The organism is Noviherbaspirillum sp. (assembly GCF_035627455.1).
In the GTDB taxonomy this organism is placed as follows: Bacteria; Pseudomonadota; Gammaproteobacteria; order Burkholderiales; family Burkholderiaceae_D; genus Noviherbaspirillum.
On the sequence record NZ_DASPLS010000078.1, the window covers coordinates 1 to 13,758 of the forward strand.

10 protein-coding genes are annotated in these 13,758 nt (G+C 65.2%); 5 read left to right on the plus strand and 5 right to left on the minus strand.

Annotated features, from left to right (window positions below; translation table 11 throughout):
* Window positions 1-627 precede the first annotated feature (627 nt).
* Complete coding sequence (locus VEC01_RS15060) at window positions 628-2,286, minus strand: long-chain fatty acid--CoA ligase (protein ID WP_324901720.1); 1,659 nt, start codon at window positions 2,284-2,286, stop codon at window positions 628-630.
* 163 nt (window positions 2,287-2,449) lie between these two features.
* Between VEC01_RS15060 and gstA the strand changes: the two genes are divergently transcribed.
* Window positions 2,450-3,061, plus strand: coding sequence for a glutathione transferase GstA (gene gstA, locus VEC01_RS15065; RefSeq protein WP_324901721.1), 612 nt, complete (start codon window positions 2,450-2,452; stop codon window positions 3,059-3,061).
* Window positions 3,062-3,105: 44 nt separating this feature from the next.
* Window positions 3,106-4,257 (plus strand): patatin-like phospholipase family protein, encoded by a 1,152-nt coding sequence (locus tag VEC01_RS15070; protein WP_324901722.1) that lies wholly within the window; start codon window positions 3,106-3,108, stop codon window positions 4,255-4,257.
* Between the two features lie 327 nt (window positions 4,258-4,584).
* On the opposite strand, the gene VEC01_RS15075 is transcribed toward VEC01_RS15070, so the two are convergent.
* Both VEC01_RS15075 and VEC01_RS15080 read right to left on the minus strand, forming a co-directional pair.
* Window positions 4,585-6,543: a S9 family peptidase gene (locus VEC01_RS15075; protein ID WP_324901723.1), complete on the minus strand. Its 1,959-nt coding sequence runs from the start codon at window positions 6,541-6,543 to the stop codon at window positions 4,585-4,587.
* Window positions 6,544-6,616: 73 nt separating this feature from the next.
* Window positions 6,617-7,276 carry a class I SAM-dependent methyltransferase gene (locus VEC01_RS15080; protein WP_324901724.1) on the minus strand — a complete coding sequence of 220 codons (660 nt, stop codon included), beginning with the start codon at window positions 7,274-7,276 and terminating at the stop codon, window positions 6,617-6,619.
* A gap of 135 nt (window positions 7,277-7,411) precedes the next feature.
* On the opposite strand from VEC01_RS15080, the gene ygiD reads away from it, so the two are divergent.
* Window positions 7,412-8,209, plus strand: a complete 798-nt coding sequence (gene ygiD / locus VEC01_RS15085; protein WP_324901725.1) for a 4,5-DOPA dioxygenase extradiol — start codon at window positions 7,412-7,414, stop codon at window positions 8,207-8,209.
* A 223-nt stretch (window positions 8,210-8,432) separates the two neighbouring features.
* Window positions 8,433-10,724 carry a two-component system response regulator gene (locus tag VEC01_RS15090; RefSeq protein ID WP_324901726.1) on the plus strand — a complete coding sequence of 764 codons (2,292 nt, stop codon included), beginning with the start codon at window positions 8,433-8,435 and terminating at the stop codon, window positions 10,722-10,724.
* Window positions 10,725-10,934: 210 nt separating this feature from the next.
* On the opposite strand, the gene cysE is transcribed toward VEC01_RS15090, so the two are convergent.
* Complete coding sequence (cysE, locus tag VEC01_RS15095) at window positions 10,935-11,789, minus strand: serine O-acetyltransferase (protein ID WP_324901727.1); 855 nt, start codon at window positions 11,787-11,789, stop codon at window positions 10,935-10,937.
* 289 nt (window positions 11,790-12,078) lie between these two features.
* Between cysE and VEC01_RS15100 the strand changes: the two genes are divergently transcribed.
* Complete coding sequence (locus VEC01_RS15100) at window positions 12,079-12,549, plus strand: metallophosphoesterase family protein (RefSeq protein ID WP_324901728.1); 471 nt, start codon at window positions 12,079-12,081, stop codon at window positions 12,547-12,549.
* Window positions 12,550-12,575: 26 nt separating this feature from the next.
* Here VEC01_RS15100 and VEC01_RS15105 read toward each other — a convergent pair.
* The coding region (locus VEC01_RS15105) for an NAD(P)/FAD-dependent oxidoreductase (RefSeq protein ID WP_324901729.1) at window positions 12,576-13,758 on the minus strand (1,183 nt) is incomplete at its 5' end.

Below are 13,758 nucleotides of genomic sequence, written 5' to 3' on the forward strand. Positions count from 1 at the left end.
AAAAAGGCGCCCCCGAAGCCGCTGCCCCTTCGGGGTTCCCAAAAAATTGGAGCGGTAGGCGGGAAGCGCAAAAACTCGCCTTCGGCTCAGACATTTGCGCTTCTTTTTCCGCCTACCGCTCCAATTTTTTGGCAGCGTCAAAGGGGATTTGAAAAGCACACCCCATCCCCACCCTGGCCCTCCCCTTGAAGGGGAGGGAATTCCGGAAGCGCGAACAGCATCGGGCGTAAAAACATAATTGAGACACGAACAAACTGACTGCGTTGGTTACACGCGCAACAGTTTCCTCCCCTTCAAGGGGAGGGCCAGGGTGGGGATGGGTCTCGCTTCCCCCTTGTACGCAGCCGAAAACATGCGGTGCAAGGCGGAAAAAGAAGCGCAAATGTTTGAGCCCGCAGGGCGAGTTTTTGCGCTTCCCGCCTTGTGCCGCATGTTTTCGGGAACCCCCGAAGGGGGCTGCGGACCAGGGTCGCCTTTCTTTGCTTACTTTCTTTGGCGAAGCAAAGAAAGTAAGTGGCCCGCCGGGGCCAGTCCCGGCAAGCCTCCACGGAGAACTGGCGGTTTTGAACTACCAGAGAGAGGACAAGCACTATGGATTCCCGCCTGCGCGGGAACGACCAGGGAAGGCTACTTCCCCATCTCCCTCTCCTGCAACGCCCTCCACATCACCTTCCCCGTCGCCGACTTCGGCAGGTTCTGCACGAACTCCACCATCTTCGGCACCTTGTATGCCGCCATCGTCTGCTGCGCCCAGGCGATGATCTCGTCCTCGGTCGCGTCGACGCCCGGCCGCTTGACGATGACGGCCTTCACCGTCTCGCCGCGGTAGGGGTCGCGCGCGCCGATGATGCAGCATTCCTGCACCGCCGGATGCTGGTACATCATCGCCTCCACTTCCGCCGGCCAGACCTTGAAGCCGCTCGCATTGATCATGCGCTTCAGCCGGTCGGTGAAAAAGAAGAAGCCTTCCTCATCCATGTAGCCGAGGTCGCCGGAACGGAAGAAGCGCTTGCCGTCAAGTTCGGCGAAGGCTTCCTCGGTCTTGCGCGGATCGTTCCAGTAACCCTGGAACACCTGCGGGCCGTGGATCCAGATCTCGCCGACCTCGCCCTGCGGCAGCTCCTGGAAGGTGACCGGATCGACGATGCGCGAATCCACGTTCAGGTAGGGCACGCCGAGGCATTGCTGCTTCATGCGGTTGGGCGGATTGACGTGCGACGCGGCCATCGTCTCGGACAGGCCGTAGCCTTCCATGTATTGCTGTCCGCAAAGGTCGAGCAGCTTCTGCGCGATCGCGGCCGGCATCGCGGCGCCGCCGCCGGACAGGCGCTTCAAGCCGGAAATGTCGTACTCGGACAGGCGCGGGTTGGCCAGGAAGTCGATCATCATCGTCGGAATCAGCGTCCAGGTGGTGACCTTGTAGCGCGTGATCAGCTGGCCGGCCGCATCGCGGTCCCAGCGCGGCAGCACGACGATCGCGCCGCCGGTATAGATCATCGCATTCATCACCGACTGCATGCCGGTCACATGGAAAAACGGCAGCACTGCCAGCGTCACGTGATCGGGCGCGACCGGCCCCGACCAGGTTGGACTGGCGACCGCGTTGAACATCACCGAGCGATGCGTATGGACGCAACCCTTGGGCTTGCCTGTCGTGCCGGAGGTGTAGGGCATGCAGGCGAGGTCATCGGGCCCGGCTTCGTGCACGCGCGGCACGTGGCCGGCGGCAAGCACGTCCGACCACGCAGCCACGCCCTGCGCCTGCGGCACGTCGCGCGGCGCGCGCACGAAGTCAGGGACGTTCAGGTCGGTCGGCTCAAGCAGGTAGTCGGAATAGCTGGCGACGATCGCATGCGAGAGCGTGCTGTTGCCCACCAGCGGCGCGGTGCGTGCAAAGATCTCCTGAGACACGATGGCGACCTTCGCGCCGCTGTCCTCGATGTAATGCCGCAGCTCGTCGGTCATCAGCATCGGATTGACCGGCACCACCATCGCGTCGGCGCGCAGGATGGCGTAGAACGCGATGATGAACTGCGGGCTGTTCTGCATGTTTAGCAGCACCCGGTCGCCGCGCTGCACGCCGCATGCCTGCTGCAGGTAACCGGCCAGCGCCAGCACCTGTTCATGCATTTGGGAATAGCTGAGGACGGTGTCGTAGAAGATGATCGCCGGCCGGCGCGGGTAGCGCCTGGCCGATACCTCAAGGTTCACATACACGCTGGTATCCGGCGTGCTGATGGCATGGGGCAAACCGGCCGGCCAATGGGCGTAGTGGGTCGTGTTCATTGTCTCCGTCTCGTTTTTCTCGTGGAAAATTCATTATAGGTGGGCACAAAATTCGCTGCAGCGGCGTGCCTCTGGTGCCCCTTCAGCACGATTGTGCCTGCTGGGCTACCATCAAGAATGTAAAGACGTTCACATTTGAGCCACTCACTGTACGAGGTGATCCATGAAACTGTATTACGCGACCGGAGCCTGCTCCCTGTCCCCGCATATCGTGCTGCTTGAAAGCGGCCTGCCATTCGAATTCGAGCGCGTCAACCTTGCGAGCAAGAAAACCTCGAGCGGGGCCGATTACTTCGCCGTCAATCCGAAAGGCTACGTACCGGCGCTGGTGCTGGACAACGGCGACACCCTGACCGAAGGCCCGGCCATCGTGCAATACCTGGCCGACCAGGTGCCGGAGAAGCAGCTCGCGCCGGCCGCGGGCACGATGGAGCGCTACCACCTGATCGAATGGCTGAACTTCATCTCGACCGAGGTGCACAAGACTTTCTCGCCGCTGTTCAAGCCGCAGGTGCCGGAAGAAACGAAGCAGGCCGCGCGCGACACGCTTGCCGCGCGGCTCGACATAGTCGAGAAGCAATTGCAGGGCAAGACTTACCTGACAGGGAACCAATTCAGCGTCGCGGATGCCTACCTCTTCACCGTGCTGGGATGGACCCAGCCGTTGAAATTCGACCTGGGCCGCTGGCCCGCGGTACAGGCATACATGCAACGCGTGGGCGAACGTCCCGCAGTGCAGGCGGCAATGGCGGCGGAAGGCCTGAACCGCAAGTAAGCCGGAAGCGGGTGTGCAGCGCGCCGCGATGACGTTGCAGGCAAATGGACTCGAAAATCAAACCGATCGGCGCCCGCCCGCGCGTCGCGCTGGTCCTCCAGGGCGGCGGCGCGCTCGGCGCCTACCAGGCAGGCGTGTACCAGGCGCTGCATGAACATGGCCTCACACCCGACTGGGTGGTCGGCACGTCGATCGGCGCCATCAATGGCGCGATCATCGCGGGCAACGACCGCGCGACCCGCATGGACCGGCTCCGGACCTTCTGGGACGAGGTGGCGCATTCCGACCTGCTCGACATGCGCCGCGTGCCCGACGAGGCGCGCCGGCTCAACACCATGTTCACCACCATCGATTCGGTGACGCGGGGCGTACCCGGACTGTATTCGCTGCGCTGGTTCAATCCCTTCTTCGCCGGCCTGCCGGTCGACGCGGAGTCGGCCAGTTTCTACGACACCTCGCCGCTGGAAGAGACGCTGACCCGCCTGGTCGACCTCGGATTCCTGAACGCGTCGGGCGGCATCCGCCTGACGGTGAGCGCGATCAAGGTCAAGTGCGGACAGCTCGACAATTTCGACACCGCGCACCATCCGGTCAGCATCAAGCATGTGATGGCCAGCGGCGCGCTGCCGCCGGGCTTTCCGCCGGTGCGCATCGACGGCGAACTGTACTGGGACGGCGGACTGTATTCGAACACGCCGCTGGAAACGGTGCTGGTCGACGAACCCCGGGTTGACACCATCTGCTTCATGGTCGACCTGTGGAGCGCCGACGGACCGGAGCCCAACACCCTGGAGCAGGTGTACACACGGCAGAAGGACGTGCTGTATGCGTCGCGCTCGCGGCGCCACATCGACGCCTACCTGCGCGGCTACCGGCTGCGCCGGCTGGTGCGCACGCTGCGCGCGAAAGTGCCGGACCACATGCTGTCGGAGGAAGAGCGGCGCGAACTGGAAAAGGTCGGCACCGACACCACGATGCATATCGTGCGCCTGGCGTATGCGGGCCGCGACTGGCAAATGGCGTCGAAGGACATCAACTTCTCGAAGGGTTCGATCCAATGGCGCTGGGAACAGGGTTACCGGGATGCGATGCGCGCCGTCGAACAAGCGGCCTGGCGCACCGAGGCACCGGAGGGCGCCGGCGTGCTGGTGCATGAATTCGGTCCGGAAGGGTACGACGAGAGAGTGTCGGGCTAGTAGATCATCCAGATGAATTTGATGGACGGGTAGGGTGGGTAGAGCCGCAGGCGAAACCCACCGTTTTGGCTACGCCTATCGAGACACATGGTGGGTTTCGCTCCGCTCTACCCACCCTACATTTCTCTACTTTTTAAAACCATCTGGATGTTCTACTAGCAGCGCGTCCGGGCGAATCCAAGGGAGTCCAGGCAGATCCAAGGGAACGTAGGGTGGGTAGAGCGCAGCGAAACCCACCATCTCCGTATCCGGAGCGCTCGGTGGGTTTCGCTGCGCTCTACCTCGGCGGCCCCACCTCGTTGGCCCCCCCCACCCGTCGTTACGTCATTACGGCAGCCAGGTACCGAGCTGGTAGAAGTCGAAGCCGGACGAGCGGCCGCCGAGGCAACCGGCCAGGAAATCCTCGATCTTGCGATACATGACGAGCCGGTTCTGCCAGCGCCGGATCGCATGCCCCTCGTCCGGGAACACCAGGTAATCGACCGGCTTGCCTTCGCGCCTGAGCGCCTCGACCAGTTCATCCGAATGCGCCTTGATCACGCGCACGTCGGAAGCGCCCTGCACCACGAGCAGCGGCGCCGCGATCGCCGCGGTCATGTGGAGCGGCGAGATCGCACGCAGGCGTTCACGGTCTTCCGGCCGCGCCGGGTCGCCGGCATAGCGGTACCACATCGGCATCGAGGCCTTCCAGTACGGCGGGAAGGTTTCCACCGCCTTCAGCAGGTCGGTGACGCCGACGATATCGACCGCGCATGCGTACCGGCCGGGTTGCTGCGCCAGGCCCATCAGCGCGGAATATCCGCCGAAGCTGCGCCCGCCGATCGCGACCCGCGCCGGATCGGCGAGGCCGCTGCGCACCGCCCAGTCGACGCCGTCGGCGATGTCCTGCTGCACCCGGCCGCCCAGTTCGCCGACCGCCGCCTCCAGATGGCGCCGTCCGTAGCCGAGCGAGCCGCGGTAATTCACTTCCAGCACCGCATAGCCGCGGTTGGCGAACAGCTGGCCGACGGAGTCGAAATTGCCCGGCTGCCAGGTGTTGCGGGACCATGGGCCGCCATGCACCCAGACCAGCATCGGCAGCGGCCGCTTCGCGGTTTTCGGCAGCGTCAGGTAGCCGTTGATCGGCAAGCCGTCCGCAGCGCTGTAGCGTATCGGCAGCATGTCGCTCAATGCGGCGAGCGCCGGGTCGTCGCGGTTGTCCGAAAGCGTCGTCAGGGTATGCGATGCGCGGTCGTACAGCGCCTGGATCACGCCCTTTTTCGCGTACAGTTCCAGTGCGAGGTGCCGGGCGCCGGCATCCGCATTGCGCAGCCGCCAAGCGACGATGTCTTTCGGCACCGCCTGCGCAAGCTCCCCGTGCAGCGCCGCATCGAGCAGGATCGATTGCGGATAGTCGGGGTCGGCGCGCACCGCGACCGGCACGCCGCTGCCGGCGTCGAACACGACCTGCATCACGTCGACCGACGGATGCGCGTACAGGACGCGCTCGCGCATCTGCGCCACGCTCAATTCCACCAGCGCCGCCTTGTCGCGGCCGATGTTGGAAATCATCCAGGCGCGGCCGCCGACGCGGTCGATGCGCAACGGCCGCACGATGTCGAACGGCGACCACTTGTACACCGATTTCCAGGTGCGGGTCGCCTTGTTCATCACCTGCAGGATGCGGTAATCGTCCTGCTGGCGCACGCGCGCGCCGACGCTGCCGTCGACATCCATCACCCACTGGATCACGTCGCCCGGGTTTTCCAGCACCGGCTCGACCTGTCCGCTCTGCGGATCGGCGCCGTACACGTCGAACAGCGCGGGATCGCGGCGGTTGCTGGTAAAGAGGATCCGGCCCGATTGCGCACCCGCATGCAGCACCTGCGACCTGCTGCCCGGCCATGGGGTCAGCATCCGCGGCGCGGCGGCCGGCCGCGCCAGGTCGAGCAGGCCGATCTGCGTGTTTTCGTCGCCGCGCTGGTCGTCCTCGAAGATCAGGTGGCGGCTGTCGGCCGCCCAGAAGGGGAAATTGCGGCCGATGCGAAAGACGGCGGGATCGCCGCCGTCCAGCCGGCGCACGAAGGTCGCCGCCTCGGTGCCGGAGACGCCGTACCAGAGGACCCGGCTGCCGTCCGGCGACACCTGGTGGCCGCCGCTGCGTTCGGTGTCGGCCACGAACTTGCGCAGCGGGATCAGCTCGGGCAGATCGGCATCGCGCAGCGAGGGGTGGGTGGGAGAAACGGCGCAGCCTGCGAGCAGGCTGACCAGGCCAAACAGGCAGGCGCGCGATGCGATGGATACCATCTTTTTTCCTAGGGACGCTTGTTTGTACGCAAAGTATAAAGCATAGCGCGCGCCCCTCCCGCACTTCACCACTTCATCGCTTGCGCGCCAGCGTCAAGCCATCCCCGAGCGGCAGCAGCGACAGGTCGATGCGGCCGTCGGCGCGCAGCTTGCGGTTGAAGTCCTGCAGCGCCGCGGTGTCATCGTCCGCCGCCGGCTGCGCGACGCGACCGCTCCACAGGACATTGTCGACGACGACCAGCCCGCCGGCGCGCAGCAGCGTCAGGCAGCGCTCGTAGTAGGCGTCGTAGCCGGTCTTGTCGGCATCGATGAAGGCGAAATCGAAGCTGCCGGCCTGCCCTTCCCCGATCAGCGCGTCCAGGGTGTCGATCGCGGGTGCGAGGCGCAGGTCGATCTTGTGCGCCACGCCCGCCTTTTCCCAGTGCGCGCGGCCGATGTCGGTGTACTCGCGGCTGATGTCGCAGGCGATGAGCCGCCCGTCTTCCGGCAGCGCGAGCGCCACCGCGAGCGCGCTGTAACCGGTAAAGGTGCCGATTTCGATCGCACGGCGCGCCGCCAGCAGCTTCACCAGCAATTGCATGAACTGCCCCTGCTCCGGCGCGATCTGCATGCGCGCCAGCGGGTGGCCTTGGTTCGCGTTGCGCAATTGCGCCAGTACCGGATGTTCGCGCAGCGATGCATCGAGCAGGTAGCGGTACAGGCTATCGTCGAGCGTCAGTGTCCTGTCTGTCATGTGATCTCTCCTTTCCTTGCTTGTCACCGTATTGTGACGCGCCGATGCGGCTGGCGGCGCCTTTCTTGCCGACATTCCCGCATGCGCGTCAGGAACGGGTTATGCTGATGCAGTTGATCCCTTAGGGAGCAAGCGATGAACCCTACCGAGTCCGGCCGGCTTCCGGCGATCTTCATTGGCCACGGCAGCCCGATGAATGCGCTGGAGGAGAATGCCTACACGCAAGTCTGGCGCCAGCTCGCCGCGTCGATGCCGAAGCCGAAAGCAATCCTCGCGGTTTCCGCCCACTGGTACACCGAGGGGACCGCGGTGACCGCGATGGACGCGCCGCGCACGATTCACGATTTCCGCGGCTTTCCGCAGCAGTTGTTCGACATCCGGTATCCGGCGCCGGGTGATTCTGCGTTGGCGGCGCGGGTGCGCGAACTGCTGGCGCCGGTCGAGGTGCGGCTGGACAACGAATGGGGGCTGGACCACGGCAGCTGGTCCATCCTGGTCAAGATGTATCCGGATGCCGATGTGCCGGTGGTACAGCTGAGCATCGATGCCACCCGCCCGCCTTCCTATCATCTCGAACTCGGGCATGTGCTGGCGAAGCTGCGCGACGAAGGCGTGCTGTTGATGGCAACGGGCAACGTGGTGCACAACCTGCGCCTGATGCGCCGGGACAGCGATGGCTATGACTGGGCGCTGCGTTTCAACGATGAAGTACGCGACTGCCTGCTCGCGGGCGACGTGGCGCGACTGGCAGCTTATGCGCAATGGGGCGAACATGCCCGCCTGTCGGTGCCGACCGCGGAGCATTTCCTGCCGCTGCTCTACATCACCGGCACCCTGCAGGCCGGGGAATCGGTCAGGATCGCGACTGATGGCTTCGTAATGGGGTCGATCAGCATGCTGACCGCGGTGGTCGGTGAAGCCGGCACCGCCTGAACTCCCTTTCGGCACAGCCATCTAACACGGTCACATGACAGGCAAGCTTGCCGCCGGCGTTTATCGGCGGCCTTCTGTCTGTCGCCGGAAGCATGCATTTAAGCTCGACAAGATTCCACGCGACCAAGAAACGCGGCACCCGGTCCAGGCTGTGCCCCATCGCCGCGGGGCGCAAGGACGATGCAGGCCGGTTGTCGCCATCGAAGAAAATAGGACGAGTCGGATGAATTTCGAGGACTCCGGGTTCTTGCCGGGACACACCATCCTGATGGTCGACGATACGCCGGCGAACCTGAGCGTGCTCGCGCAGGCGCTGGAAAATTTCGGGCTGCGGGTGCTGGTGGCGCAGGATGGCAACGAGGCGATCCAGCGCGCCGGATTCGCGCGCCCGGACCTGATCCTGCTCGACATCCTGATGCCCGGTATCGACGGTTTCGAAACCTGCCGTCGCCTGAAGGCGACGGCGCCGCTGCAGGACATCCCCGTCATTTTCATGAGCGCGCTGTCGGAGCATACCGACAAGCTGCGCGGCTTCGAGGCCGGCGCGGTCGACTACGTGACCAAGCCTTTCGAGATCGAGGAAGTTCTCGCGCGCATCCGCACCCATCTCGCGATGCGGGCGATGCAGCAGCGCCTGTCGGAACAGAATGCGGCGCTACAGACGGAAATCGAATTGCGCAGGCAGGCCGAGACGCGCCTGCAGCAGGCCCACGACGCGCTCGAGGATCGGGTGGTGCAACGCACCCGCGACCTGGAGCAGGCGAATGCGAAGCTGACCGCGGAGATCAGCGAAAGGGTGCGCGTCGCGGAATCGCTGCGGCGCAACGAAGCGCGCCTGCGGCGCTTGATCGAATCGAACATCATCGGCATCTATTTCTGGAATACCGACGGCGCGATCTCCGAAGCCAATGATGCCTTCCTGGACCTGCTTGGATATACGCAGCAGGACCTGAAGGACAAAACCCTGCTGCTGCAGGACATCGCGCCGCGGGAATCGGTGGAAGCCAGCCAGCGCGCGATCCGGGAACTCAGGCGGCGCGGACACGCGAAGCCGTTCGAGGAAGAATTCATCCGCAAGGACGGCCGCCGCGTGCCGGTGCTGATCGGCGGCGCCTTCATTGACGACGCGTGCCGCGAAGGCGTGGCCTTCGTGCTGGACCTGACGGCGCGCAAGCAGGCCGAGGAGCGCATCCGCTACATGGCGGACCACGACGCGCTGACCGGGCTGCCGAACCGCGCGTTGCTGCAGGACCGGCTGCAGCAGGCGCTCGCCCACGCGCACCGCAGCAACACCAAGGTGGCGGTGCTGTTCATCGACCTCGACTACTTCAAGCATATCAACGACTCGCTCGGCCATCAGGTCGGCGACGGCCTGCTGAAGATGGTCGCATCGCGGCTGACCGGCTGCGTGCGCGAGGGCGACAGCGTCGCCCGTCTCGGCGGCGACGAGTTCGTGCTGACGCTGCCGCTGATCGAGAGCGGCAGCGCCGCCGCAGTGGTGGCGCGCAAGGCGCTGGCGGCGCTGGACGAACCGTTCCGCTGCAACGATCATGAACTGCATGTGGGCTGCAGCGTCGGCATCAGCCTGTATCCGGACGACGGGCAGGATGTGGAAACGCTGATGCGCACCGCGGATACCGCGATGTACTTCGCGAAGGACAAGGGGCGCGGCAACTACCAGTTCTTCACGCAGTCGCTCAACTGCGCGGCGCAGCGGCGCCATGCGATCTCGAATGCGCTGCGCCAGGCGCTTGCGCATGAGGAATTCGCGCTGCACTACCAGCCCCAGGTCGACCTCGCCACCGGCCGGATCTTTTCCGCCGAAGCATTGCTGCGCTGGAAGCGCAGCGAGGAGCCGGTTGTGCCCTGCAGCGAGTTCATTGCGATCGCCGAAGAAACCGGTCTGATCCTGCCGATCGGCGAATGGGTGCTGCGGCAGGCCTGCCAACAGCTCCGGCAATGGCGGGAACTGGGCTTCACCGACCTGGCCGTTGCGGTCAACCTGTCGCCGCGCCAGTTCTTCCAGCCGGACTTCCAGAACACGGTGCGCGAGATCCTGCGCAGCGCCGGCATCCCGCCCGACCGCCTCGACCTGGAAATCACCGAAACCACGCTGATGCAGCGCACCGAGGACAATGTCAGCGTGCTGCAGCGGCTGTCCGAGATGGGCATCAAGCTGTCGATCGACGACTTCGGCACCGGCTATTCCAGCCTTGCCTACCTGCAGCGCTTTCCGGTCAACGCGCTGAAGATCGATCGGGCATTCGTCAGCGGCATCGGCCAGGATTCGAACGATACCGCGCTGGTGAGGGCCATCATCTCGATGGCGCACAGCCTGCGCCTGCACGTGCTGGCCGAGGGCGTGGAAACCGCGGAGCAGATCGATTTCCTGCAGGCGCACGGCTGCCCCGCCGCGCAGGGCTATTACTACAGCGAGGCGCTGCCTGCGGATGCCTTCACCGAACTGCTGCTGCGCCAGACGCGCCGCAGGCAGGACAACGCACTCCGGCAGTAAGCCGGGGAGCAGCTGCCGCCGGCGGCAAAGGCCCGAGGCTGTAGGGTGGGTGGGGCCGCCGAGGTGGGGCCGCCGAGGTGGGGCCGCCGAGGTGGGGCCGCCGAGGTGGGGCCGCCGAGGTAGAGCGCAGCGAAACGCTAATGGACCGACCAGATGATTTTGTAGGGTGTGCATGGTGCGCCCTACGCCTTTATCTGGAAGACCTGCCAGCTAGATGCTCTGGTCCATTTCGTCGGACGGACAGCTTTGGTCATGGTGATGCCGGACCACGCGAGCCGGCACGCCGGCGACCGTGCAGTGCGCCGGCACCGGCCGCAGCACCACGCTGCCTGCCGCCACCTTGCTCATCGCGCCGACCTCGATATTGCCGAGGATTTTCGCGCCGGCGCCGATCATCACGCCGCTGCGAATTTTCGGATGGCGGTCGCCATGCTCCTTGCCGGTGCCGCCCAGGGTCACGTTCTGCAGGATGGAGACGTGGTCCTCGACGACGGTGGTCTCGCCGATTACGATGCCGGTGCCGTGGTCGAACATCACGCCGCAGCCGATCCGGGCGGCCGGGTGGATATCGACCGCGAACGCGATCGATGCCTGGTTGGAGAGCGCAAACGCGAGCGCGTCCCGTCCGTCGCGCCATAGCGCGTGCGCGACGCGGTAAGCCTGCAAGGCCTGGAACCCCTTCAGGTTGAGCAGCACATGCAGCATGTCCGGGCAGGCCGGGTCGCGCTCCTTTACCGCGGCAAGGTCGGCAGCCGCCTGCTGCGCGATGCGCGGCGCACCGGCCAGCACCTCTTCCATCAGTGCGCGCAGCGCCGCTTCGGGCATGTCCGCGCCCGCCAGTCGGCGGGCGAGCACCGCCGCGATCGACGCGCCGAGCGACGCACGCTCCAGCACCAGCGCCTGCAGGCGCGCCGACAGGAAGGGCTCCTGCCGCGCGGCGTCCTCGGCCCGGGCGCAGATGTCGCGCCAGACCAGGGAAGCAGTGGCCGCCTGCGCAATGTCCACGGGCAACGGTGACGGCGCGATCGGCGCACGCAAGGTGCTGCGGAGCTCGGTGGTGTTCATGTCCATCCTTTCGGTGCGCAGCTGCTGCCGCGCAGAAAAACAAAATGGCCGCAGGTTTTTCAACTCTGCGGCCATCGGAATCTGACGAAAAACGCGTGCGCTAGTCGGCAAGCCCCATTGGCCGCCTGCGGCAACAAAACTGCGCGGAAACAAGTCGCTTGTCCATACGTCAAAACAAAAAGAGAATATCGATATAACCAGATTGTCCGAGCATTAAAGCACATTTTCCGCCGCGCCGCCAAAGCGGCGCGGTTCTTGCAATCCCGCCGCCTTTTGGCACTTCAACATCATGGATACCCTGCGCATCGGCCTGATTTCAGACACGCACAACCTGCTGCGGCCGGAAGCCCTTGTCGCGCTCAAGGGCGTGCACCGCATCATCCATGCGGGTGACATTTGCGACGCCCGCGTGCTGGCGGAGCTGGAGTCGATCGCGCCGGTGACCGCGGTGCGCGGCAACAACGATCGCGGCGATTGGGCGCGACGGCTGCAGGAAAAGGAACGGGTCGAGTTCGGCGGGGTGGCGATCTATGTCGTGCACGACCTGCACGACCTCGACCTGGCGCCGGCAGCGAACGGCATCAAGGTCGTGGTGACCGGGCATTCGCACCGGCCGTTGATGAAGATGGAAAACGGCGTGCTGTACGTGAATCCGGGCAGCGCCGGGCCGCGCCGCTTCAAGCTGCCGATTTCAGTCGGGTTCCTGGAAATCGCGCACGGCAAGGTGAAGGGGCGGCTGCAGACGCTGGAGGTGGATTAGCAGGCCGCGCGGTGCGCCCGCGGAAATCAGTAAATCTGCTCGCCCGCCACCGCTCCGCCACGCACGTCGGTATTGCCGGTCATCGACAGCGCCACCGCCTCGGCCACCTTGATCCCGTCCACCCCTGCGGACAGGATGCCGCCCGCATAGCCCGCGCCCTCTCCGGCCGGGAACAGTCCCCTGGTGTTGACGCTCTGAAAATTGTCGAGCCGCTTGATGCGCACCGGGGATGAGGTGCGCGTCTCCACGCCGGTCAGCACCGCGTCATGCATCGCATAGCCGCGGATCTGACGCTCGAACGCGGGCAGCGCTTCGCGGATCGCCTCGATCGCATAGCCGGGCAGCGACGGCGCGAGGTCGGTCAGGTGCACGCCCGGCTTGTATGAAGGCAGCACGCTGCCGAAGGCCTGCGACGGCCGGCCCGCGATGAAATCGCCCACCAGCTGGCCCGGCGCATTGTAATTGCTGCCGCCGAGCAGATACGCGTTCGACTCCAGCTGGCGCTGCAGGTCGATGCCCGCCAGCGGGTGGTCCGGATAATCGTCGGGCGTGATGCCGACCACGATGCCGCTGTTCGCATTGCGCTCGTTGCGCGAGTACTGGCTCATGCCGTTGGTGACCACGCGTTCCGGCTCCGAAGTCGCGGCGACCACGGTGCCGCCCGGGCACATGCAAAAGCTGTACACCGCGCGGCCATTGCGCGCATGGTGCACCAGCTTGTAGTCGGCGGCGCCGAGCAGGGGATGACCGGCGAATTTGCCGAAGCGGGCGCGGTCGATCAGCGACTGCGGATGCTCGATGCGGAAGCCGACCGAGAACGGCTTGGCCTCCACATACACCCCGCGCGCATACAGCATCTGGAAGGTGTCGCGCGCGCTGTGCCCGACCGCGAGCACCACATGGTCGGTGGCGATACGCTCGCCCCCCTCCAGCACCACGCCGCGCACCTGTCCGCGGTCGATGTCGAGGTCGGTCACCTTCGCCTGGAAACGGAACTCGCCGCCCAGCGATTCGATCGTCTCGCGCATCGCCTCCACCATCTTGACGAGGCGGAACGTGCCGATGTGCGGCTTGCTGACATACAGGATTTCTTCCGGCGCATGCGCCTTCACGAATTCGGTGAGTACCTTGCGGCCGTAATGCTTCGGGTCCTTGATGCCGCTGTGCAGCTTGCCATCGGAAAAGGTACCGGCGCCGCCTTCGCCGAAC

Excerpts from the sequence above, each read along its gene's own strand:
- VEC01_RS15060 (WP_324901720.1), bottom strand. The coding sequence starts at position 2,286 with ATGAACACGACCCACTACGCCCATTGGCCGGCCGGTTTGCCCCATGCC.
- gstA (WP_324901721.1), top strand. The coding sequence starts at position 2,450 with ATGAAACTGTATTACGCGACCGGAGCCTGCTCCCTGTCCCCGCATATC.
- VEC01_RS15070 (WP_324901722.1), top strand. The coding sequence starts at position 3,106 with ATGGACTCGAAAATCAAACCGATCGGCGCCCGCCCGCGCGTCGCGCTG.
- VEC01_RS15075 (WP_324901723.1), bottom strand. The coding sequence starts at position 6,543 with ATGGTATCCATCGCATCGCGCGCCTGCCTGTTTGGCCTGGTCAGCCTG.
- VEC01_RS15080 (WP_324901724.1), bottom strand. The coding sequence starts at position 7,276 with ATGACAGACAGGACACTGACGCTCGACGATAGCCTGTACCGCTACCTG.
- ygiD (WP_324901725.1), top strand. The coding sequence starts at position 7,412 with ATGAACCCTACCGAGTCCGGCCGGCTTCCGGCGATCTTCATTGGCCAC.
- VEC01_RS15090 (WP_324901726.1), top strand. The coding sequence starts at position 8,433 with ATGAATTTCGAGGACTCCGGGTTCTTGCCGGGACACACCATCCTGATG.
- cysE (WP_324901727.1), bottom strand. The coding sequence starts at position 11,789 with ATGAACACCACCGAGCTCCGCAGCACCTTGCGTGCGCCGATCGCGCCG.
- VEC01_RS15100 (WP_324901728.1), top strand. The coding sequence starts at position 12,079 with ATGGATACCCTGCGCATCGGCCTGATTTCAGACACGCACAACCTGCTG.